The sequence below is a fragment of the Martelella mediterranea DSM 17316 genome (genome assembly GCF_002043005.1).
Classification (GTDB): domain Bacteria; phylum Pseudomonadota; class Alphaproteobacteria; order Rhizobiales; family Rhizobiaceae; genus Martelella; species Martelella mediterranea.
Genome location: NZ_CP020331.1, coordinates 322,684 through 343,083, shown reverse-complemented (window position 1 = coordinate 343,083; position 20,400 = coordinate 322,684). Strand labels below are relative to the sequence as shown.

Annotated in this window: 17 protein-coding genes; 3 read left to right on the top strand and 14 right to left on the bottom strand. The window is 60.8% G+C overall.

Annotated elements, in window-relative coordinates; all coding sequences use genetic code 11:
• The first annotated feature begins 52 nt into the window (after positions 1-52).
• Positions 53-718, top strand: coding sequence for a glutathione S-transferase family protein (locus tag Mame_RS23350; RefSeq protein ID WP_026173333.1), 666 nt, complete (start codon positions 53-55; stop codon positions 716-718).
• 88 nt (positions 719-806) lie between these two features.
• Here the strand turns inward: Mame_RS23350 and Mame_RS23345 are convergent, their stop codons facing one another.
• From Mame_RS23345 to rraA, 3 genes are all read right to left on the bottom strand, one after another.
• Positions 807-1,601, bottom strand: a complete 795-nt coding sequence (locus Mame_RS23345) for a helix-turn-helix domain-containing protein (RefSeq protein ID WP_026173332.1) — start codon at positions 1,599-1,601, stop codon at positions 807-809.
• A 151-nt stretch (positions 1,602-1,752) separates the two neighbouring features.
• On the bottom strand, positions 1,753-3,378 hold the full coding sequence (locus Mame_RS23340; RefSeq protein WP_018063967.1) for an FAD-dependent monooxygenase: 1,626 nt from the start codon (positions 3,376-3,378) through the stop codon (positions 1,753-1,755).
• A gap of 138 nt (positions 3,379-3,516) precedes the next feature.
• The gene (gene rraA, locus Mame_RS23335; RefSeq protein WP_018063966.1) at positions 3,517-4,104 is read right to left on the bottom strand and encodes a ribonuclease E activity regulator RraA; all 588 of its coding nucleotides are present in this window, start codon (positions 4,102-4,104) and stop codon (positions 3,517-3,519) included.
• A gap of 157 nt (positions 4,105-4,261) precedes the next feature.
• Between rraA and Mame_RS23330 the strand changes: the two genes are divergently transcribed.
• On the top strand, positions 4,262-5,128 hold the full coding sequence (locus tag Mame_RS23330) for a VOC family protein (protein ID WP_018063965.1): 867 nt from the start codon (positions 4,262-4,264) through the stop codon (positions 5,126-5,128).
• 48 nt (positions 5,129-5,176) lie between these two features.
• Here the strand turns inward: Mame_RS23330 and Mame_RS23325 are convergent, their stop codons facing one another.
• The 8 genes from Mame_RS23325 to mdeB form a co-directional block, all read right to left on the bottom strand.
• Positions 5,177-5,941, bottom strand: a complete 765-nt coding sequence (locus Mame_RS23325) for an IclR family transcriptional regulator (protein ID WP_018063964.1) — start codon at positions 5,939-5,941, stop codon at positions 5,177-5,179.
• A gap of 232 nt (positions 5,942-6,173) precedes the next feature.
• Positions 6,174-7,169 (bottom strand): NAD(P)H-quinone oxidoreductase, encoded by a 996-nt coding sequence (locus Mame_RS23320; RefSeq protein WP_018063963.1) that lies wholly within the window; start codon positions 7,167-7,169, stop codon positions 6,174-6,176.
• Complete coding sequence (locus tag Mame_RS23315) at positions 7,156-8,895, bottom strand: FAD-dependent monooxygenase (protein WP_018063962.1); 1,740 nt, start codon at positions 8,893-8,895, stop codon at positions 7,156-7,158. Before Mame_RS23315 ends, Mame_RS23320 begins: the two co-directional genes overlap by 14 nt.
• Before the next feature lie 31 nt (positions 8,896-8,926).
• On the bottom strand, positions 8,927-9,769 hold the full coding sequence (locus Mame_RS23310) for a fumarylacetoacetate hydrolase family protein (protein WP_026173331.1): 843 nt from the start codon (positions 9,767-9,769) through the stop codon (positions 8,927-8,929).
• Positions 9,770-9,810: 41 nt separating this feature from the next.
• Positions 9,811-10,791 (bottom strand): VOC family protein, encoded by a 981-nt coding sequence (locus tag Mame_RS23305; RefSeq protein WP_018063960.1) that lies wholly within the window; start codon positions 10,789-10,791, stop codon positions 9,811-9,813.
• Between the two features lie 230 nt (positions 10,792-11,021).
• On the bottom strand, positions 11,022-12,770 hold the full coding sequence (gene lpdA, locus Mame_RS23300) for a dihydrolipoyl dehydrogenase (protein ID WP_018063959.1): 1,749 nt from the start codon (positions 12,768-12,770) through the stop codon (positions 11,022-11,024).
• Positions 12,771-12,781: 11 nt separating this feature from the next.
• Entirely contained in the window at positions 12,782-14,071 is a 1,290-nt protein-coding gene (locus Mame_RS23295) for a dihydrolipoyllysine-residue acetyltransferase (protein ID WP_018063958.1), read from the bottom strand.
• Between the two features lie 11 nt (positions 14,072-14,082).
• Positions 14,083-16,770: an alpha-ketoglutarate dehydrogenase gene (mdeB, locus tag Mame_RS23290; RefSeq protein WP_018063957.1), complete on the bottom strand. Its 2,688-nt coding sequence runs from the start codon at positions 16,768-16,770 to the stop codon at positions 14,083-14,085.
• A 131-nt stretch (positions 16,771-16,901) separates the two neighbouring features.
• Between mdeB and Mame_RS23285 the strand changes: the two genes are divergently transcribed.
• Positions 16,902-17,387, top strand: a complete 486-nt coding sequence (locus Mame_RS23285) for an Lrp/AsnC family transcriptional regulator (protein ID WP_018063956.1) — start codon at positions 16,902-16,904, stop codon at positions 17,385-17,387.
• Between the two features lie 27 nt (positions 17,388-17,414).
• On the opposite strand, the gene Mame_RS23280 is transcribed toward Mame_RS23285, so the two are convergent.
• The 3 genes from Mame_RS23280 to dctP are packed head-to-tail and all read right to left on the bottom strand — an operon-like array spanning position 17,415 to position 20,275.
• Entirely contained in the window at positions 17,415-18,707 is a 1,293-nt protein-coding gene (locus Mame_RS23280; protein WP_018063955.1) for a TRAP transporter large permease, read from the bottom strand.
• Positions 18,704-19,249 carry a TRAP transporter small permease gene (locus Mame_RS23275; protein ID WP_018063954.1) on the bottom strand — a complete coding sequence of 182 codons (546 nt, stop codon included), beginning with the start codon at positions 19,247-19,249 and terminating at the stop codon, positions 18,704-18,706. Before Mame_RS23275 ends, Mame_RS23280 begins: the two co-directional genes overlap by 4 nt.
• Positions 19,250-20,275, bottom strand: coding sequence for a TRAP transporter substrate-binding protein DctP (gene dctP / locus Mame_RS23270; RefSeq protein WP_157624525.1), 1,026 nt, complete (start codon positions 20,273-20,275; stop codon positions 19,250-19,252).
• Positions 20,276-20,400 lie beyond the last annotated feature (125 nt).

Below are 20,400 nucleotides of genomic sequence, written 5' to 3'. Positions count from 1 at the left end.
CCCACCAATCTCTACTATCCATGCGACATATTCGCGGCCAGAGGAGGAAACCATGAGCCAAACCGTACTATATGCCTATCCTGGCGCGTGCTCACGCGTAACGTTGACAGCGCTCGAGGAGGCTGGTGCGCCCTATCTCGATCGCTGGATCGATATCCGCGCGGACCAGCAATATAGCCCTGACTACATTGCGCAGAACCGGAAGGCGAAGGTTCCGGCACTCTCGGTTGACGGCAAGACCCTGACCGAGAATCCGGCAATTCTGTTCTACCTGCATCAGAGCCTCCCCGACGCGGGCCTGTTGCCGCGCAGCGGCGACCTTTTTGATGATGCCCGCGGGCTGAGCGACCTTGCCTGGTGCGCCAGCATGCTGCATCCCATGGTCCGCCAGATCCGAAATCCGAAGAAATGGACCAAGGGCGATGTCAGCGGCATTGCGGAGGACGGCTTGGAGAAGTTGAACAAGGAAGCGAGCTTCGTAGAAAAAACGCTGTCGAAGTCCACATGGTGGTACGGCGAGCAATGGTCGATCGTCGATGTCTATCTATACTGGGTGTTCTCCACGGCGGCCAAGGGCGCGTTCAACATGGAGGACTATCCCGCTCTGGCTGCCCATGCCGAGCGCGTTCGCGCGCGCCCTTCGTTCCAGCGCGCGCTGGCGCGTGAGCGGGCGGCTGTCACGGACAACAAGCTGAATATCGACGCATCGAAACTCTGAAGCGTTCGGCCGCTGCCCCCGTTTTGATATTGGGGGCAGCACCACCTCCTCTTGCGCGCCGGCAGAAAGCGCATGCAGGCAAGAGAGATCAATCGCCGAGTTCCTCGATCTCGTATTCGAGATTCTCGACCTGGGCGGAGATCCTGTTGGCGGCTTCGATGAGCGGTTCGCGATAGCTGGCCACGGCTGATTCAAAGCTCAGCGCCGACTTGATCCAGACCATCGTCAGGCATGCGATCACGCGCTTTCTGAAAACCACCGGAGCGGAGATGCTCATGGTTCCGCTGCGAAAGCCCTCGCGACGAAACCCGACCCCCAGATCTCTGCATTCTCCCAGTATCTTTTCCAATGGGCCGTCCACGGTCACGAAAGGCGGCTCAACGCCCAGCTCAACGCTCAGGCCGGCCAGAACATGCTCCCGTTCGTCATCCGGAGAGAAGGCCAGATAGGCGCGCCCGCTGGAACTGCCCAGCACGGGCAGGCCCAGGCCAACCATGCCGTGATCCAGGGAATACGGGCTGAAATTATGCGTTGATTCCCGAATTTCCATGACGGAGTTGCGAAATGCGACCAGATCGAGCGGCCACAGAACCTGACGACCCAGCCGCACCATCTCGGGTACCGCGGTCTGAATGACCCAGTCCTCGTCGCGGAAACCGGAGCTAAGCGATTTCGCGTGAATGGCAACACGCCAGCTGTCGCTTGTCTGATCCTTCACGATCAGGCGCATCTGCTCCAGCGTTTCCAGAAGCCGATAGACGGTCGGCCGCGGGATGTCCGCGATCGCGGCGATTTCAGCGGCCTTCAGGCCGTTCTTCTGGTTTATGATCTGTAGGATCGCGATACCGCGCTGCAACGATCGCACGTGATTGAGTTGGCTCATCTTTGCTACAGACCCGCGCGTTGTGGAGATCGGCCGCTTCCAGACGAGATATCGCATGGGCGGTGGCCACGGTAAAGGTTTGGCGCGGCGATCCGCCGGTTCCCGAACTTCAGGACGGCACCGGACAAAAGCAGGCGCGCCTGCGGCGCATTTATGGTTCCTCGGCGCAACGCCGGCCCGCAACCGTGCTCCACAATTCCGTCATTGCTTCGGGAACCCCTTCGCCGCGCCAGCAGACATGCCCGTCCGGCCGCACCAGCACCAGCGGCTTTTCGTAGAGCGCGCCGATTTCTTCCTCCTCGATCAGATGCATGCCGGCAGGTATGCCCATTCGTCTGGCTTCGGCCAGAAACGCATCGGTTCCCGCTACAGTGCCGAAGACCATCAGGATATAAGCCTTGCCGAACAGGTCGAGCGTGGAACGACCATCATTCATCCAGGCATGCGGCGCCCGGCCGCCGGGATATGTTGACGGGCGATAGAGCATGTGATCGTCCGGCGGTTCCAGACTGTTATCCGGAACGCAGACCGGCGATTGGCGATAGCGGTGTCCCAATTGTATGCCGGCTGTCGCGAACTCCCGGTAGCGCAGGGCAAAGAGACGATCTCTCAAGCGCTGGCGCACTTCCGCGCCTTCTTCGCCGGCCTCTTCCACTTGCGGCTCCGACGCGATCATGTTGTCGAACACCCGGTTGTTGGCCGCCTCGTTGGTATTGCGTATGGCGATCGGCCGCCGTTCGGTCTCATAGCTGTCCAACAGGACCTCTCCGCCCCATCCCTGCAATCGCGCGGCAAGCTTCCAGCCCAGGTCCACGGCATCGCCGATGCCCGTATTGGCGCCGAAACCGCCCTTCGGCCAGCGCAGATGATTTGCATCGCCCAGCAGAAACGCGCGATTATCGCGATAGCGCTCCGCTACCACGCGGTGCCCCGTCCAGGGCTGGGCCTGGATCACCTCGAAGGCGAGCTCCGGGCCGATGACCGCGGCCACCACGTCTCTCGGGTCGAAATCCCGCTTTTCTTCGGTGTACATGGAGAACCGCCATTCATCCCGGCCGTCAACCGCCGTGATATAGGCGCGGTTGGCGTGGCACACGGTATGCACCTGCGCCATCTTGCGCCCGAACAAGCGGCTGAGTTTGTCTCCCAGACCCTGGCAGCGGAAATAGACCGCAAAGTTGAAGCCTTCGCCGAAGCTTCCGATGTAGCTGATGCCAAGCTGTTTGCGGACCGTGCTGCGCGCGCCGTCACATGCCGCAAGATACCGGCTGCGTATCTGACGCCTTTCCCCAGTTTGCAGGTCTTCGACGGTGCTCGTCACATAGTCTGAGTCCTGATCGAATGAAATCAGCCTGTGGCCATATCGCAAATCGCCGCCCTTTTCTTCAGCGGCCTCACGAAGCGCAGGATCGAACCCTTTCTTGGGATAGAAGAACCCGCCTTCCGGCGAATGGATGTCTTTTCGGGGGGCTTCGGCGTTTGAGACCCCCGGGAAAAGCGCCAGAGGCCAGCCCTCCAGCGTGGTGCAGAACCCCATATTGCGGGGATAGTCAGGCGATATCGCGTCACCGAAGCGCACGCGATCGGCAATGCCCCAGCGGCGCAGATGCTCCATCGTGCGGGAAAAGATATTCTCGCCGGCCGGGAAGAAGATCTTCCCCTCCCCCTCTTCCACAAGGATATAATCGACCGCGCGGTATCCCAACTCGTTGGCCAGCGACAGGCCCACCGGTCCCGCGCCGACAATCAGCACGTCGGTCTCAATCGTTTCAGTCATGTTGCTACCCGTAGTCACGTGGAATCCTCCCTGGCGCCGCGCTGTCACCGCGCCTTGGTCTGCGCGGCGCGGCGGCCCGTTTCTCCTGAAAGGTCAGGAGCCTCCCTCACATTGCGCCTTTCCGGCTTCATCGGCATCTCATTCCGCCACCGCGGCGCCCTTTACGAGGGTCATGTCCAGCTCCGATCTGCTGACCAGCACCGCATCCCGATCTGCATATATCCAGTCGCCACGATCAATGGTGATATCGCCAAAGCGCAGTTGTCCGCCGAACCTGCCCGAGGACGCCTGCCAGCTCCGCCTTGCCGTCGCGCCGAGCGCCTTCACGCCAAACGCCATGGCGTCGATGGCCGCGCTGTCGCGAACCGCGCCGTTGATCACGACGCCGGCCCAGCCATTCATCCTCGCCATTTCCGCAAGTCGGTCGCCCATCACACCGGTCGTCAGCGATCCCCGCCCGTCCACCACGAGGACACGGCCGTTGCCGACAGCGGAAACGCATTTGAGAACCGGCGTATGATCCTCGAATGTCGCGACCGTCTCCGCCGGCCCGAAGAAAGCCTCCCGCTTTCCAAGACTTCTGAACTGGAGACTGCAGACACCCAGCTCTGCATGAAATGTATCGTATATATCGGCGCAGCTGATTGCCGGTTCGGGGTCTGATGCGCCCGTTGCCCGGCGAACGGCGGGTGTCTCCGCGCGAAAGTTCCCTTCGCTATTCTTCAAGGCTTTGCCCCTCCTGCTTTCCGCGTTGCGACGTTTGCGACCGGGATGCCCCTTACACGTCTCGCGCATCGAGGATTTGCTCCCCACCCGTCAATTTATTTGCAGTATTCTCTTTTTAAGATAATATTGCAACGTAAAAACTTTGAGGAGAGCACAAATGCCCGATACCGTCGCCCAAGCCGGCGCATATCTTCACCACGTCGCATTCGAGAGCGCGAACCCGGAGAGGCTCGCCGCGTTCTACGGCGACGCCATGCAGATGGAGGTCGAGAAGATCTCCGAGACCCAGTGGCGTTGCGAAGGGCCGGCCCGCCGCATGATCGTACTGAAAGGGGAGGACAAGAAGCTCGGATTTTCCGGCCTGGCGGTGCGCGACGCCGATGGGCTGGAGATGATACGCGAGCGCGCCCGCTCGCAGAGCGTGGAAATCCTCGACAACCCGTCTCCCTATTTCGAGGACGGCGCCTTTGCTGTGCGCGATTACGACGGCCATCTCGTCGTGTTCGGACTGTCGAAAGCCGCTTATGTGAAGACGATGGGCTGGCCGCGCGCGAACGCCGCAGCCCCCATCTGGGGGCCCGTTCAGCACATGACCTACCGGACGCAGAATATCGAGGGCTTCTATGAATTCTATCACAAGAAGCTCGGCTTCCGCATGGTTGACCGTGTCGTGCGCGACGACGGATCAATCGCCACAATCTTCGTGACGTCCAATCACGAGCACCACACCATCGCCGCCTTTGACGGCGACCGCACGGGCATGGATCACCATTCCTACGAAGCCGGCGAATGGAGCTACCTGCGCGACTGGTGCGAGCATTTCGCCAGCAAGGGAATTCAGCTTATGTGGGGGCCGGGTCGGCATGGACCCGGCCACAATCTTTTTGCGTTCATCGCGGACCCGGATGGCAACTGGATCGAAATCTCCGCCGAACTTGAAGTCATTCATGATCGCCCATGCGAAGACTGGCCCCACGAAGCACGCTCGCTGAACACCTGGGGCAAGGCCATTCTGCGATCATAACACTGTGTTTTCGGGGTTGCCGCCCTTGGAGCCGCAACCCTGAAATCGCTATGTCGTTTCCGGCTCTTTATAATGCTGCGCCAGGAACGCCTGTATCCGTTCGACGGTCTCGGTCAGCAGCGCGATCACGCCGCCGAACGCATCCTCGGTCATGTTATCGGTCTTCACCACGAGACTGAGCGATGCCTCGAGCCCCAATTGCCGATCGAAAAGCGGAACGGCGATGCCGATCGCGCCCTGGTCGACCTCGCCGCGGGAGATCCAGTAGCCCTGTTTGCGCGCCGTAAACACATCTTCGAGAAACCGGCTCAGGGACGGGCCCTTCAGTTCGGTTTCGCGCTGCAGGAAGCGCTTCAGGCGGCGTGACTCGATGACGGAGAGGATGGCCCGCGAGGTGGCACTCCTCGTCAAAGGCATCGGCAGGCCACGTTCGAAACTGCTCGTCAACTGCATGTTTGCGCTGTGCGCATCCGCCACGCACATGACCTTGTTGCCGTAAAGCCGCGCCAGAATTGCCGTGCACTCGAGCCCGGACTTTTCGACAAGCTCCGTGAGAAATACCTCGCCCGCCCGCAACAGCGGGTCCGTACGCCGCAAACGGCGCTCGAACTCCAGGAACGCCGGACCCAGCCGATACTGGGCATCGAGCGCGGCCTCCAGAAAACCGAGCGCGACAAGCTCTCCGACCCATTTGTAAACGGTGCTGCTGGCCGTTTCCAGCTGCACTGCCAGATCGGCCACAGTCCATGCCGGACGGTCTTCGGTGAACTGGTCGAGAATCCTTTTGTAGCGTGATCCGCCTTTGGTGGCCATTCTCAACTCGTCTCCGGGTGCACAAGCACAGGGCTTGTCCAGTGGCATGTTTCGCGTCCGCGACCTCTATTAAGGGAAAATCGGGGGCGATGCCAAGCCGGGCGATCGATCAAAGTCCGCCTTGACCCTGTCTATCGGGAAGACACCCATCAACCATAAAAGGCGCGGCGCACAAACACGGCATGCCGGCGGCGGGCAGAGCCGCCGCCCGGGAGATATCGGCGTCGGCCTGTCAGTCGTGAACGACGTCGAGGATGATCTTGCCGATATGGCTGTTGTTCTCCATCATGCGATGCGCATCGGCGGCTCTTCTGAAGTCGAACCGGCCCTCGATCTGCGGTCGCACCTGGCGTCCGAGAAGCGGCCAGACATCCGCGCGGATCATCTTCGCGACCGCGATCTTGCGCGCCAGCGGCAGCGGGCGCAGAAGCGAACCAGTGATACGGATCCGCTTGGCCATGATGTCGCGCAACGGAACGCTGAGGGAGGCGCCGCCGCCGCCGGACAGATGCGCCATCATCCCGTCCGGCGCCATCATCTTCAGGTCCTGCGCCACATGCGCGCCGGCGGAAACGTCCAGAAGCGCCGATATGCCCTTGCCGCCGGTGGCGGCCAGAACCTTGTCCGCAAGGTCGGGATCATCGTAGAGAAAGGCGGCTTTGGCGCCGAAATTCAGCGCGGCCGACACCTTCTTCTCGCTGCCGCAGGTCGCCAGAACATTATACCCGAGCGCCGACATGGCCTGCAGCGCGATGTGGCCCACGCCGCTGGTGCCGCCGTGAAACAATGCGAACTGGTCCTTCTCAAGCGACATGAGGTTGAAGAAGTTCCACCACGTCGTGAAAACGGCCTCGGGAATGCCGGCCGCCTCGGCATCGGAAAGCGTGTCGGGCGCCGGCATCACCAGTCCCGCATTCGCGGTGACATACTGGCCATACCCGCCGCCCTGAACCAGCGCCATGACGCGCTCGCCTTCTGCCACGCCGCGCACGCCCTCGCCCGCGGCGACGACCTCGCCGCAGACCTCAAGCCCGGGAACGGCCTGGCCGTCGCTGTGCTTTCCTGCCGCACGCTGGTGAACGTCATGCCTGTTCACGCCGGCCGCGGAGACCCGGATCAGCACCTCTCCGGGGCCGGGGCTCTGGACAGGCACCTGTTCGGCAACGAGAACTTCGGGACCACCCGCTTCTTTGATGATGACTGCTGTCTGATACTCAGGATGCGGCATTCAATACGGTCTTTCTCGTAGCGGTTTCAGCTTCGGATGCGGAATTCCGGCCGATCGACCTGAAAAGCGCGGCAATCAGGGCATCAGCATCGCCGCCCCGGGAGCTGCGCCACGCCACATGCCCATCGGGACGGACGAGAACCGCCCCTTCATCCGAGACCCCATACAGGTCTTTCCAGGCGTCAAGATCGGTTTCGACATCGAGACCATGTCCAACCAGATAGGCGTTCACCTTCGGCAGTGGCTTGCCGTCCAGGCCGTCAAGCGCCGCCTTCCAGGCTTGCCCCTTCGGGCCCGCAAGAAGCGTGAAGGCCTCAAGATCAAAGAGGTCGATGATCGAAATGTCCCGACCCTCGAAACGGGCCGGAATATGCGGCGCGCGGTGCCCGGGACGCGCCGTTGGCGTGTAGGTTTCCACCTCGGTGGGCGGCTCGGGCGTGCCATCTCCCGTCACGAGGCTGGAATCATAGTGAAAGCCGAAGGTCTGGCCCGGATAGTCGAAATGCGCGCGCTGTTCCGGAATGCCCTCGGCGAGCTTCGCCCGGTTTGCGGCGCCCGCGGGCCCCTCGATGTTGGACAGGAACTTGCTGTCATTGAACAGCATTCCCGACAGGCCCTTCTTCTCCATGGCCCGGGCGTTGCGCGCGCTTTGCTCGACATTGAACTTGGCAACTGGCCGGCGCTCCGTGTCATAGGTCTCCAGCAGACCTTCGGGCGCAAATCTCCTGAGAACGAAATCCAGTTTCCACGCCAGATTATGCACATCGGCAACACCGGTGTTTACTCCCTGCCCGCCCGTGGGCGGCAACGGATGCGCGGCATCGCCGGCAAAGAAGACACGCCCCTTCGACATGGAATCGACAATGCGCGCCTGCATGCGCCATGGCATGATGTTCTTGATTTCGATGTCGATATCATCCGTCCCGATCACCGCATGCAGTATCTCCAGACAGCGCTCCTCGGTGAAATCGTGCCGCGTCTCGGTTTCCGCATAGCCGAAATTGTAGGTCCAGCGATTGCGCCCATCCAGCGATATCAGCACGCCCGACGTCCTGGCGTTATAGATCCACATGAGCAGATAAGGCCGGTCCTTCACATATTCCCAAAGATCGGCATGGAAATAGATGCCGATCTGCTGCCCCATCGACTCGCCGCTGATACCGAGGCCGACCGCATCGCGCGCTTCGCTGCGCGTGCCGTCCGCGGCAATCACGTATTTAGCCTGCGTGGTGCCGGAGGCGCCGTCGGAGTTCTCCCAGCTGAGCGTGACGCCATCATCATGCTGTTCGATGCCGGTGATATTGCAGCCGAAATTCAGCGACACGCTTTCAAAGCCTTCCGCATGGTTGCGGATCACCGGCTCCAGCCTGTCCTGCGGGCATGACCGCTTCAGCACAGGGCTTTGAGTGCGCTCGATGCGCGCCCATTCGGGATCGCTGCGCGTCTTGATCGCGCCGATCTCATCGCCGAGAAGGCTGGTGACAAACCCGATGCCGGCGTGCCGTTCAAGGGGAAGCGCCTCCGCGTCCACGCCCTCGGCTATGCCCATCATCCGGAAAATCTCCATGGTCCGGGTATTCACCACGTGACCCTTCGGATGAAAGGCAGTCGTCTGGTTCCGCTCGAACAGAACACAATTGATGCCGAGTCTGCCCAGCAGGCTTGCTGCGGTCAGCCCGACGGGGCCGCCGCCAATGACGGCAACATCCGCGTGCGTCGGTATCATCTTTGTCCTCCAGCCTTCTTGTCTTGTTTTCTTATTCGTCGGCAATGGTGTTTCGCAGCGTTCCAATGCCCGAAATCTCGACTTCGATCCGGTCGCCGGCTTTCATGAACACCTTCGGATCCCGGAAGAAACCGACGCCGCTCGGCGTGCCTGTCGCGATGATGTCGCCCGGCAGGAGTTCCGTGATCGTGGAGACATAGGCGATCAGATCCGGCACCTTGAACGCCAGATCGCCAATGGACGTTTCCTGCATCACCTCGCCATTCAGCCGCGTGACAAGGGTCTGGCTGTCAACGTCGCCCAATTCGTCAGGCGTGACGATCCACGGTCCCATGGAGCCCGACCGGTCGAAATTCTTGCCGCCCCAGAACTGGGTCGTATGCCGTTGATAGTCGCGGATCGAACCATCATTGAAGCCGGTATATCCGGCCACGTGATCGAAGGCCTTGTCCTTTGCGATGGCGCGCCCGCGCTTGCCGATGACCACCGCGAACTCGCCCTCGTAGTCGAACTTGTCCGACGCCTTCGGCCGGATCATGGGCTGGTCGTGACCAACGACCGTCGACGGGTATCGGGTGAAGATCGAGGGATATTCCGGCCGGTCCCGGCCAGTCTCCTTGATATGGCCCAGATAGTTGAGCCCGATGCAGATGATCTTGTCCGGATTCTGGATCGTCGGGATGAAGCTGACGCTGTCTGCCGTGAGAGTTTCGCCATCGGCAGACCGCAATTCTCCAATCGCATCTGCCGCAATCACCGCCTTGAGGTGGGGGTATTTGGCGCGCAGGCCGGCGCCGGCATCCCTGATCGTATCCCCTTCAACCACTCCGTAAGATGCGGTGCCCTCGGGCAAAATGAATGATGCTACTCGCAACGTCGTCTCCTCTCCGGTTTTTATCTGTTCAAGTTACTGTTTTATTCTGCGTGCACGACGCTATCGAGCCAGGCGCAGTTCGGCTTCGGATCGGGCGCGCGGAACCCGTCGCGGGCATTCTTGTGCCGCATCTCGCGCATCCGAATTCTGACTTCATCGTCTTCGGGCAGATAGACGCGCTCATGCCCCCAGGTCGACGGACCTTCATGCGTCTCGAACGGCTTCCAGGTCTCGGGATCAACCACCTGCGCGCCCCAGCCGTATTCCACGAAGAACTTGGACGGCGTGTTGGTGTAGAAACTCATCATATGGTCATTGGAGTGCCGACCGAGCGTATAGGCAATGCCCTCGTCGCGCTGCTGGGCTATGTCATAGCCCTGGCCCACATCATCGAGCGAGAGCAGTTCGACCATGAAGTGGTGAATGCCCTTGCGGCCGGAGCCGACCATCGCGAAACTGTGATGGCGTCCATTGACGTGGAAGAAGTAGAGCGGATAGGGCTTCAGGCCGTAATCGGTCACGTTGAAACCCAGTATGTCCCTGTAGAAATGCAGGATTCCCTCAACGTTGGCGACATGCAGGACGGCATGCCCCATGCCGAGAGACCCGGTCTTGAAGCCGCTGATCGGTCGCCCGGACAGGAAGGGATCGCTTGCGATCTCGGGCCCGTAAAAGGCTTCCAACCGGTTGCCGTCGGGATCATGGAAGGAAATCAGACGGGCAACGTGGCGTTGATCGGATAGGGACGCGCCGTGCAAGGTGACGGGGAAGCCCGCATTCTCGAGCCTGGCCGCCAGAGCTTCCAGATCTTCGGGCGAGCCGACCTCCCAGCCCATGAAGGCAAGATCCTCCTCGCCTTCGCCGGTCACGATCAGGCGCTGCTTGCGGTCATCCATCCGGAACATGCGCATGGGACCGCCCTGATCCACTTTCTGCATGCCAAGCAGATCCGTGGCGAAGCCTTCCCAATCACCCAGCCTCTTGGAATTGATACCCATATATCCAAGGGAAATAATCGACATCTATCCACTCCTCCCGTTCGGCTTTCACTGTGATAACGCACACCCTCGGGCTACGTTTTTCAGCAAGAGCCGGAACCTGTTTCCGTGTCGCTTTCACCACCATAAGGACGCCATCCGATTGAAATCCAGCCGGAATTCGAATTTGTCCAGCTAGTGGACAACGCTGCCGGCCGGGCCGGATTCAAAAGGAATGCGCCGATGCGAGACATGCTCGAACAGCAGCCTCATCTTCAAAGGTCGGTGATCGTTCCTTCGAAGATTTCAGCGGCAAGCCCGATGGTCTCGGACAAGGTCGGATGGGGATGAATGGTGAGCGACAGGTCCTCGGCATCGGCGCCCATCTCGATGGCGAGCGCCACTTCGGCAAGCAGTTCGCCCGCGTTCGGACCGCAAATGCCGGCGCCGAGAACGCGTCCGCTATCGGGATCGAACAGCAGCTTGGAAACGCCGTCCGAACCGGCCATGGCAAGCGCCCGCCCGGAAGCCGCCCAGGGAAAGGACGCCTTTCTATAGGCGATGCCTTTTGACCTGGCCTCGTTTTCCGTCAGGCCCACCCAGCCGACCTCCGGCTCGGTATAGGCGACGGAGGGAATGGCCCGTGCATCAAAGGCGGATTTCTGGCCGGCAGCGACTTCCGCGGCGACCTTGCCTTCATGCGCGGCCTTGTGCGCCAGCATTGGCTGCCCGACGACATCGCCAATGGCGAATATGTTCTCCCGGCTGGTCCGCATCTGCCGGTCGACCCTGATGAAACCGCCCTCATCGACACTGATCCCCGCTTTTTCGGCGCCGATCAGCCGGCCATTCGGCCTGCGGCCCACCGCCGAGAGGATCTTGTCGAACAGTTCCTCGCCGGTTCCCTCCGACCCTTCAAACGTGACCCTCATTCCCGCCTTCTCGGATTGCACCTTTGTCACCTTGGTCTTCAGGAGCACGTTCTCGTAGCGCTGCTCGATACGTTTCATCAAAGGGGCGACGATATCCCTGTCAGCCCCCGGGATGATCTGGTCCATAAGCTCGACAATGGTGATGCCCGCACCGAGCGCGTGATAGACCTGCGCCATTTCAAGGCCGATAATGCCGCCGCCCAGCACCAGCATGCGCTTGGGGATATCGGCAAGTTCGAGTGCGCCCGTGCTGTCGATGATCCTGTCATCGTCCGGCAGGAAAGGGAGCCGCACCGGCTCGGAGCCGCAGGCGATGATCGCCTGCTTGAAGGCGATGGTTTTCTCGTCGCCCGCATGCGACACGCGCACGAGATTGCCGCCTTCGAACGCGGCAGACCCGCGCACGATCTTGACCTTGCGTCTCTTGGCAAGCCCGGTCAGTCCGCCCGTCAGCTTTCCGACCACATCACTCTTCCATGCGCGCAATCGATCGATATCGATTTCGGGTTTCGGGAAGGCAATGCCGTGGCCCGACATCGCCGCCGCCTCGTCAATCACCTTGGCCGCATGCAACAGCGCCTTGGACGGTATGCAACCGACATTCAGGCAGACGCCCCCCAGATTGGGGTCGCGTTCGACAAGGGTCACATTCAGGCCGAGGTCAGCCGCGCGGAAGGCGGCCGTATAGCCGCCCGGCCCCGCCCCGATAACGACAAGGTCGGCCTCAGCGTCCGCATCCGGCAAACCTGGCGCGGCGTGGACCGAAGGCGTTGTCAGCGGCGCGCGCGACGATTGCGCGACGGCCGGCTGCGCGCCCGACTCCCTTGCAGCCTCGCTTCTCCCGGCCGTAGAACCGGTTCCGGCTTCGACCTCCAGGATGACGCTGCCCTCACTGACGCGATCGCCGACAGCGATGTGTATGGCCGTGACCCTGCCCGCGACGGGCGAGGGAATATCGAGCGTCGCCTTGTCGCTTTCCAGCATCACGACCGTGTCGTCGACCCCGATGATGTCACCCACTGCGACGCTCACCTCGACGACCGGCACATTGGCGAAGTCCCCTATAGCGGGGACCTTGATGTTCGTTTTCATCAACAGATCTCCTAAAGGGTAATACGCCGGAAATCCGACAGCATGTCTTTCAGCGTCACCAGGAAGCGCGCGGCGGCCACGCCGTCGACGGCACGGTGATCCCAGCTCATGGAAAGCGGCTGTATCAGGCGCGGCTCGAAGTCCTCTCCGTTCCACACCGGCTGCATCCTGGCCCGCGTCATACCCAGAATGGCGACCTCGGGCGCATTGATGATCGGCGTGAAATTCGTACCGCCGATGCCGCCCAAAGACGATATCGTGAAGGTTGCGCCCTGCATGTCCTGAGGCTTGAGCTTGCCGGCTCTCGCCTGAGCGGCGAGCTCGACCATTTCCGCGGCGATCTCGATGATCCCCTTCTGGTCCGCGGCCTTGACCACAGGCACGACCAGCCCCTCCGGCGTATCCGTGGCCACCCCGATATTGAAATATTTCTTCAGGACGAGTGCATCGCCATCGAGCGAAGAATTGAACTTGGGGTGCAGCCTCAGCGTGGCCGCCGCCGCCTTGGCAACGAACGGCAGGATCGAAAGCTTGAGGCCGTCTCTGGAATCAGCGTTGAGAGATTTCCGGAACGCCTCCAGCTCGGTGATGTCGGCCTCCTCGAAATTGGTGACATGCGGAATGATCGTCGCATTGCGCGCCAGGTTGGGGCCGGAAAGCCGGGCGATACGGGAAAGCGGCACGCGTTCCGTTTCGCCAAATTTCTCGTAATCGACTTTCGGCCAGGGAAGGAGGTCCAACCCTTCGCCGGTGGCAGCATTTGCCGATGGCGCGCTGCCGCCAAGCCTCGATTTCACAAAGGCATGCAGGTCGTCGCGCGTTATCCGGCCCTTGGGGCCGCTCCCGCTCACCGACCCGATCTCGACGCCGAGTTCGCGCGCGAGCTTTCGAACCCCGGGCGAGGCATGGGCCAACCTTCCATCGGCGACCGCCGTCGTGGTTGTCGCCAACGCCGGCTTTGACGCCGGCGCGGCGGCGGCGTCCGGGGGCTCGGCAGTGGCGGTCTCGACCGCCGTCTCTTTCTCAGTGCCCCGAGCCTCATCCGAAGCTGCATTCTCGGCGCTGATCTCGACGATGGCGATCAGCGAGCCCTGGCTGACCCTGTCGCCTTCACCGACGCACACTTCGACGATCCGCCCGGCAATGGTGGAGGGCACATCCAGCGTGGCCTTGTCGGATTCAAGCGATATGACGGAGTCGTCGATCGATATGGTATCGCCCGGCGCGACATGGATTTCGACGACAGGCACGCTAGAGAAATCGCCGATATCGGGCACGGTGAATTCTATGGTCTTGCTCATGTCCGACACCCTCAAACTGTCCACGGATCCGGCGACGTGCCGTCGATCCCGAACGACTTGAGCGCCTTGGTCAAAGTCTCGGGTTCGCTGTGCCCCGCCCGAACAAGCGCCTCGATTGCAGCAATGGCGATGCTTTCGCGATCGACCTCGAAGAACCGGCGCAGGGCCTCGCGTTGATCGGACCTGCCGAAGCCATCCGTGCCGAGGGCGACAAGACGGCCTTCGACATAGGGAGCGATCATTTCGGGAACGGCGCGGACATAATCGGTCGCGGCGATAATGGGCAGTTCGCCAGGCAGACATGTCTCGACATAGGACTTCGCCCGTTCCTTTTGGGGCGAGAGCCGGTTTCGCCTTTCGACGCTGCGAGCCTCCCGTGAAAGCTCCGAGAAACTCGTCGCCGAAAAGATCTCGGATGCAATGCCGAAATCGTCAGCGAGGATATCGGCGGCGGCGATGACCTCGTTGAGTATCGTGCCGGAGCCGACCAGTCTGACCTTGACTTCGGATTCTGCCTTGCCGCGTTCGCCGAGCTTGTACAGGCCCTTGAGGATTCCGTCCTCGCATCCTTCCGGCATGGATGGCTGGGCGTAGTTCTCGTTCATCACGGTCAGATAATAGAACTCGTCCCTCTGCTCATCCATCATGCGCAGGATGCCCGCATGCATGATCACCGCGAGCTCGTAGGCAAAGGCGGGGTCGTAGGCCTTGCAGTTCGGAATGGTCGCGGCAATCACATGGCTTGCGCCATCCTGGTGCTGCAGCCCCTCGCCGGACAGGGTCGTGCGGCCCGCCGTCGCGCCGAGCAGGAACCCGCGGGCGCGCTGGTCGGCCGCAGCCCAGATCAGGTCGCCGACGCGCTGGAAGCCGAACATCGAATAATAGATGTAGAAGGGCAATGTCGCCGTGTCGTGAACCGAATAGGATGTGGCAGCCGCCGCCCAGGATGAAATGGCGCCGGCTTCCGTAATCCCCTCTTCGAGCAGCTGGCCATTCTTCGCTTCCTTGTAGAACAGCATCGAGCCGGCATCCTCCGGTTCGTAGAGCTGGCCCTCGGGCGCATAAATGCCGATCTGGCGGAACAGGTTATCCATCCCGAAGGTGCGCGCCTCATCGGCGACGATGGGCACGATGCGCGGTCCGACCGACTTGTCCTTCAAGAGCGCGCTGAGCATGCGCACCGCCGCCATCGTGGTCGACATTTCCTTGCCATCCGCCTCCAGCGCGAATTTCGCATAGTCCGCAAGTTCGGGAATGTTGGGCAGCGCGGCGCCCTGAACGGTGGTGCGCCGCGACGGCATCGACCCGCCCAGCGCCTCGCGGCGCGCGCGCAGATAGCGCATTTCCTCGCTGTCATCCGCCGGCTTGTAGAATTTCAGGTCTTCGAGATCTTTCTCGCTCAACGGCAGCTTGAACCGGTCGCGGAAGCTCACCAGCGCTTCCATGTCGAGTTTCTTGGACTGATGGGCCGTCATCCTGCTTTCGCCGGCATTGCCCATGCCGTAGCCCTTCTTGGTCTTGGCGAGGATGACCGTGGGCCGCCCCTTATGCGCCTTGGCGGCGGCAAAAGCGGCATGAAGTTTTCTGAGATCGTGCCCGCCGCGCTTGAGCGTGTGGATCTCGTCGTCGGTCATGTGCGAAACCAGATCGCGCGTGGCCGGGTCGATGTCGAAGAATTTATGGCGGTTGTAGTCGCCGTCCTTGGAGCCGAGATTCTGGTATTCCCCGTCAACGGTTTCGGCAAAGCGCCTGAGCAGGACCAGATCCTTGTCCCGGGCGAAAAGGCCGTCCCACTCCGACCCCCAGAGCACCTTGATGACATTCCAGCCAGCGCCGATAAACAGGCTCTCAAGCTCCTGAATGATCTGGCCGTTGCCGCGCACCGGCCCATCAAGCCGCTGCAGGTTGCAGTTGACGATGAAGGTCAGGTTGTCGAGCTTTTCACGCGCGGCCAGCGTCAGGCCGGCAACCGATTCCGGCTCGTCCATCTCGCCGTCGCCGAACACGCCCCAGACGTGCCGCCCGGCGGTGTCGGCCAATCCGCGGGCTTCGAGGTAACGCATGTAGCGCGCCTGGTAGACGGCGTTCAACGGGCCGATCCCCATCGACCCTGTCGGAAACTGCCAGAAATCCGGCATCAGCCAGGGATGCGGATAGGAACAGAGCCCGTTGCCCGACAGTTCCTGCCGGTAATTGTCAAGCTGCTCTTCCTGCAGCCTGCCTTCCAGGAAGGCGCGCGCGTAAACGCCCGGCGCCGAATGCGGCTGGAAGTAAACGAGATCGCCGCCGAATGTCTCGGTCTTCGCGCGGAAGAAATGATTGAACCCGACCTCGAAAATTTCCGCCACGGAGGCATAGCTGGCGATATGGCCGCCCAGGCCGCCATAGGCCTTGTTGGCGCGAACCACCATGGCCAGCGCGTTCCAACGCATGATCGACGTCAGCTTCTCCTCGATGGCGAGGTTGCCCGGATAGTGCCCCTGAGACGCCACGGGAATCGTGTTCCGGTAGGAGGAATAGGGCTGACCGCCGACAAAAACGCCGTTGCGCCGTCCGACCTCCTCCAACTGCCTGAGCAGGAATTGGGCGCGCGAACTTCCATTGGCCTCGATCACCGCGGTGAGCGCTTCGATCCATTCGCGCGTCTCCAGAGGATCGGGATCAATATGACCGCCAATTTGAAGTTCGACTTTACTCATCGTGCTCGCCTCCCAGACGCAATGTTTTCCCGATCATAGGCGAAGAGACGGAATATGTTCTGCCGTTCATATATTGCAAAAACCAAATAATCAGTCTTTCATGCTGCCAAGCGAAATCTCAAGGAAATAAAATGCGGCAAATCGCACTTGATAAAATAGATAGAAAAATCCTGTCCGAGCTGCAGGTGGATGGCAAGATCACCAATGTGGAACTGTCCGGTCGCGTGGGGCTTTCGCCCTCGCCCTGCCTGCAGCGCGTGCGCGCCCTGGAAGAGGAAGGGGTTATCGACCGCTATGTGGCGTTGGTGGATCCCAAATCCGTCGGCCTGTCGATCAGCGTCTTCATTCAGGTCACGCTCGAACGCCAGGTGGAAAACGCGCTCGAACTGTTCGAGAGCAAGATGGAATCCTATCCCGAGGTCATGGAATGCTACCTGATGACAGGCGACAGCGACTACCTCATTCGCGTGGCGGTCGCCGATGTCGACCTGCTGCAGAAATTCATCATCAATTACCTGACCACGGTCCCCGGGGTCGCGAATATCAAGTCGAGCTTCGCCCTGAAGCAGGTCAAATACAAAACCGCCCTGCCGATCGAAAATGCGCCCTCGGGTTAAGAGCCGCCCTTCGAGAGGGGCGGCCCTTCATCCCATGACCGAGGGAAGATAAAGCGCTATCGGCGGATAAAACACGATCAGCGCCAGGCGACATATATCCGCCACCCAGAACGGCGCTATTCCCCTGAAGATGGCGCCGAGTGAAAGTTCAGGGATAACCGCCTTCATGACAAAGGCATTCATCCCGATCGGCGGCGTCACAAGCGAAATCTCGGTCACGACGACAACCACGATTCCGAACCAGATGAGGTCGAAGCCCAAAAGCGACACGAGCGGGGCGAAGAGCGGAACGGTCAACAACACCATGCCCGCGCCTTCGAACACGCACCCCAACAAGAGATATATGGCCAGAATCAGCCACATCACCTGCATCGGCGACAGGGCCAGCGTCTCCATCCAGGTTTTGAGTTCTGCCGGCATGCGGGCGATTTCTATGAAATTCGAGAAAACGAGCGCTCCGAGCGCCACGGTGAATACCATCGCCGTCATTTTGCCGGCCTCGAAAATCGATTCCAGAAAACCCTTCAATGTTATCCTCTTCCGGATAATGCAGAAGACAAGCGCCCCCACGGCCCCCATGCCGCCCGCCTCCGTGGCGGTGAACATGCCGAAATAGAGCCCGCTGATCACAAAGAAAAACAGCAGCATGACCGGCCACACCCCTTTGAGCGAGGCAAACCGGTATCTCCAGGAAAAACGCTCCCCTCTGGGCCCGATGCCCGGGAATAGCGTCGTCAGTCCGACAACGACCAGCAAATATCCGAAAACCGTCAGAATCCCCGGGAGAATTCCGGCAATGAAAAGCGCGCCAATATCCGACTCCGTTATGATCCCGTAGAGGACCAGGATGACCGAGGGCGGAATGAGAATACCGATCGTCCCGCCAGCGGCAATCGTGCCCGCGGAGAATGACGGGCTGTAGCCGTATTTTATCATCTCCGGAAACGCCACCTTGCCCATGGTGGCCGCCGTCGCGACGGACGATCCGCTCACCGCGGAAAAGCCTCCGCAAGCGACGATGGTGGACATGGCCAACCCGCCGCGAAAACGCCCGAACCAGGCGTAGGAGGTTCTATAGAGATCCGAGGCCAGATCCGCCCGATAGATGAGGTTTCCCATCAGCACGAACAGGGGAACGACGATAAACCCGTATGACATGCTGTTTGAGGTCACCGTCTGGCCCAGCATCGCAAGCGCCGCGTCGGTTCCGCGCACCATCGCGAAACCGCCAAAGCCTACGAGCATCATGCAAAAGCCGAGGGGCACTCCGATAAACGCCAGGGCCAGAAGCAAGCCCATTCCAACCAGACCAGCGATCATAGCTCCCACCCTCCCCCGGCGTGACTTCCCTGCTCTTCGGTCTGACGGCCCCGGATCACCGTCGCCGCCTGGAGGAGAAGAACGGCACAGGTTACGGCGCCCATCAACGCCATGAAGAACATCACGGGATATTGCGGCAACTCAAGAAACGCCGAGGTCACCCCCCACTGCATTGCCTTTTCCGCCTGGTCCCAGAGGCAATAGGTCAAAAGCGCCACGATCGCGGCACTGATCAAATTCAGAACCGCGCCCTGAACGCGCTTCAACATCGCGTTTCGCCCAAAAAAACCATCGATGAGGGAAACGGTGATATGGCCGCGGTCAAACGTGATGAGGGGCAGACCCGCAAAGATCAGGATTCCCATGCCATATTGCTGAATTTCAAAGGCGCCCGGGATCGGCGCGTTGAATACGTAACGACCCACAACATCGAAGAAGGTCAGGACGAGAATGCCCAACAGGGTAACCGTCAAGACAACCTTTAGGAGCGTTTCGAAAACCGTGCTGGCGCGGCTGGTCGCCGTATCTGGAGCGGCGGCCATTCAGTTTTCCAGCTCCTCAAGCTGGGCCCGATAAAAACTGATCACTTCATCAGGATCAAGCCCAAGCCCGGCAACCTTTTCCTTCCACTTTGCAATCGCCGCTTCAACCTCTTCGCTTTGACGCAGTTGGGCTATCTGATCGGCGCCGGCCTCGATGACCTCCATGCCCGCTGGCTCCAGTTCGGCGCGGGCCTGTTCGGTCGCATCATCGAGATTGCCGCCTGCAAGCGCCGCCAGCGCTTCGCCGCTGACTTTCTCGATTGCGGCCCTGTCGGCCTCCGGCATGGCATCCCAGACCTTCTGATTGAAGATGATCGAAGCCGTCGATCGATAAAGGCTGCCCGGATAAAGCGTTGCGTATTTTAGTTCTTCTAGCACACCGAGCCCTTCAACCGAGGAGATTGGCAGGACGGTGCCATCGACCACCCCGCGCTCGACGAGTTCAAATGTATCGACCGCCGGGCGAGAGACAATCACGCCGCCCATGGCAGCGATCACGGGCACGCCATTGGGATTGACCCGCAGCTTGAGACCGCTGACATCCTCGGCCACTTCGACAGGACGCTTGTTGTTCCAGATGTGATTGCCCGTGAGCGCCACCAGCGCGACGACATGGACCCCGTCAATGGGCTCCGCTTCGCGGAAAAACTTCTCATATGCGCGCCACAGAGCAATGGAATGCGCCTTGGCGCTGTCGCGATCGAACAAAACCGGCAGTTCCGAAATCAGCGGCGCAAGCCACTGAGACGCCGTGAAGGATGAAATATTCATCGCCGCATCGGCAACGCCCGCCCGGATCATCTCCAGTTGGCGCGGCGGCGGCGCCAGCGACGAGGCCGTGAAATCGATCTCTATATTGCCATCAGAGGCCTCTTCCACGGCATTGGCCCAGGGCCGAATGACATTGCGCATGATCTCATTATGCTCAGGAAGATAATTGTTGAAGACCACGCTGGTTTCCGCCTTGGCCGAAGCTCCGGTCAGAAGCATCACCGCCATCGCAGCGGTCAGAGTTCTCGATATCATTGGCACGCCTCCCTCTCGGTGCCTGTCGCACCCGGTTTTCATTGCACCGGCCGGCCGAGCCATATTCCGCATCGATGCACGCCGATAGGGTGCATGGTGACAGCCTTGCCGATCCAGATCTGAAC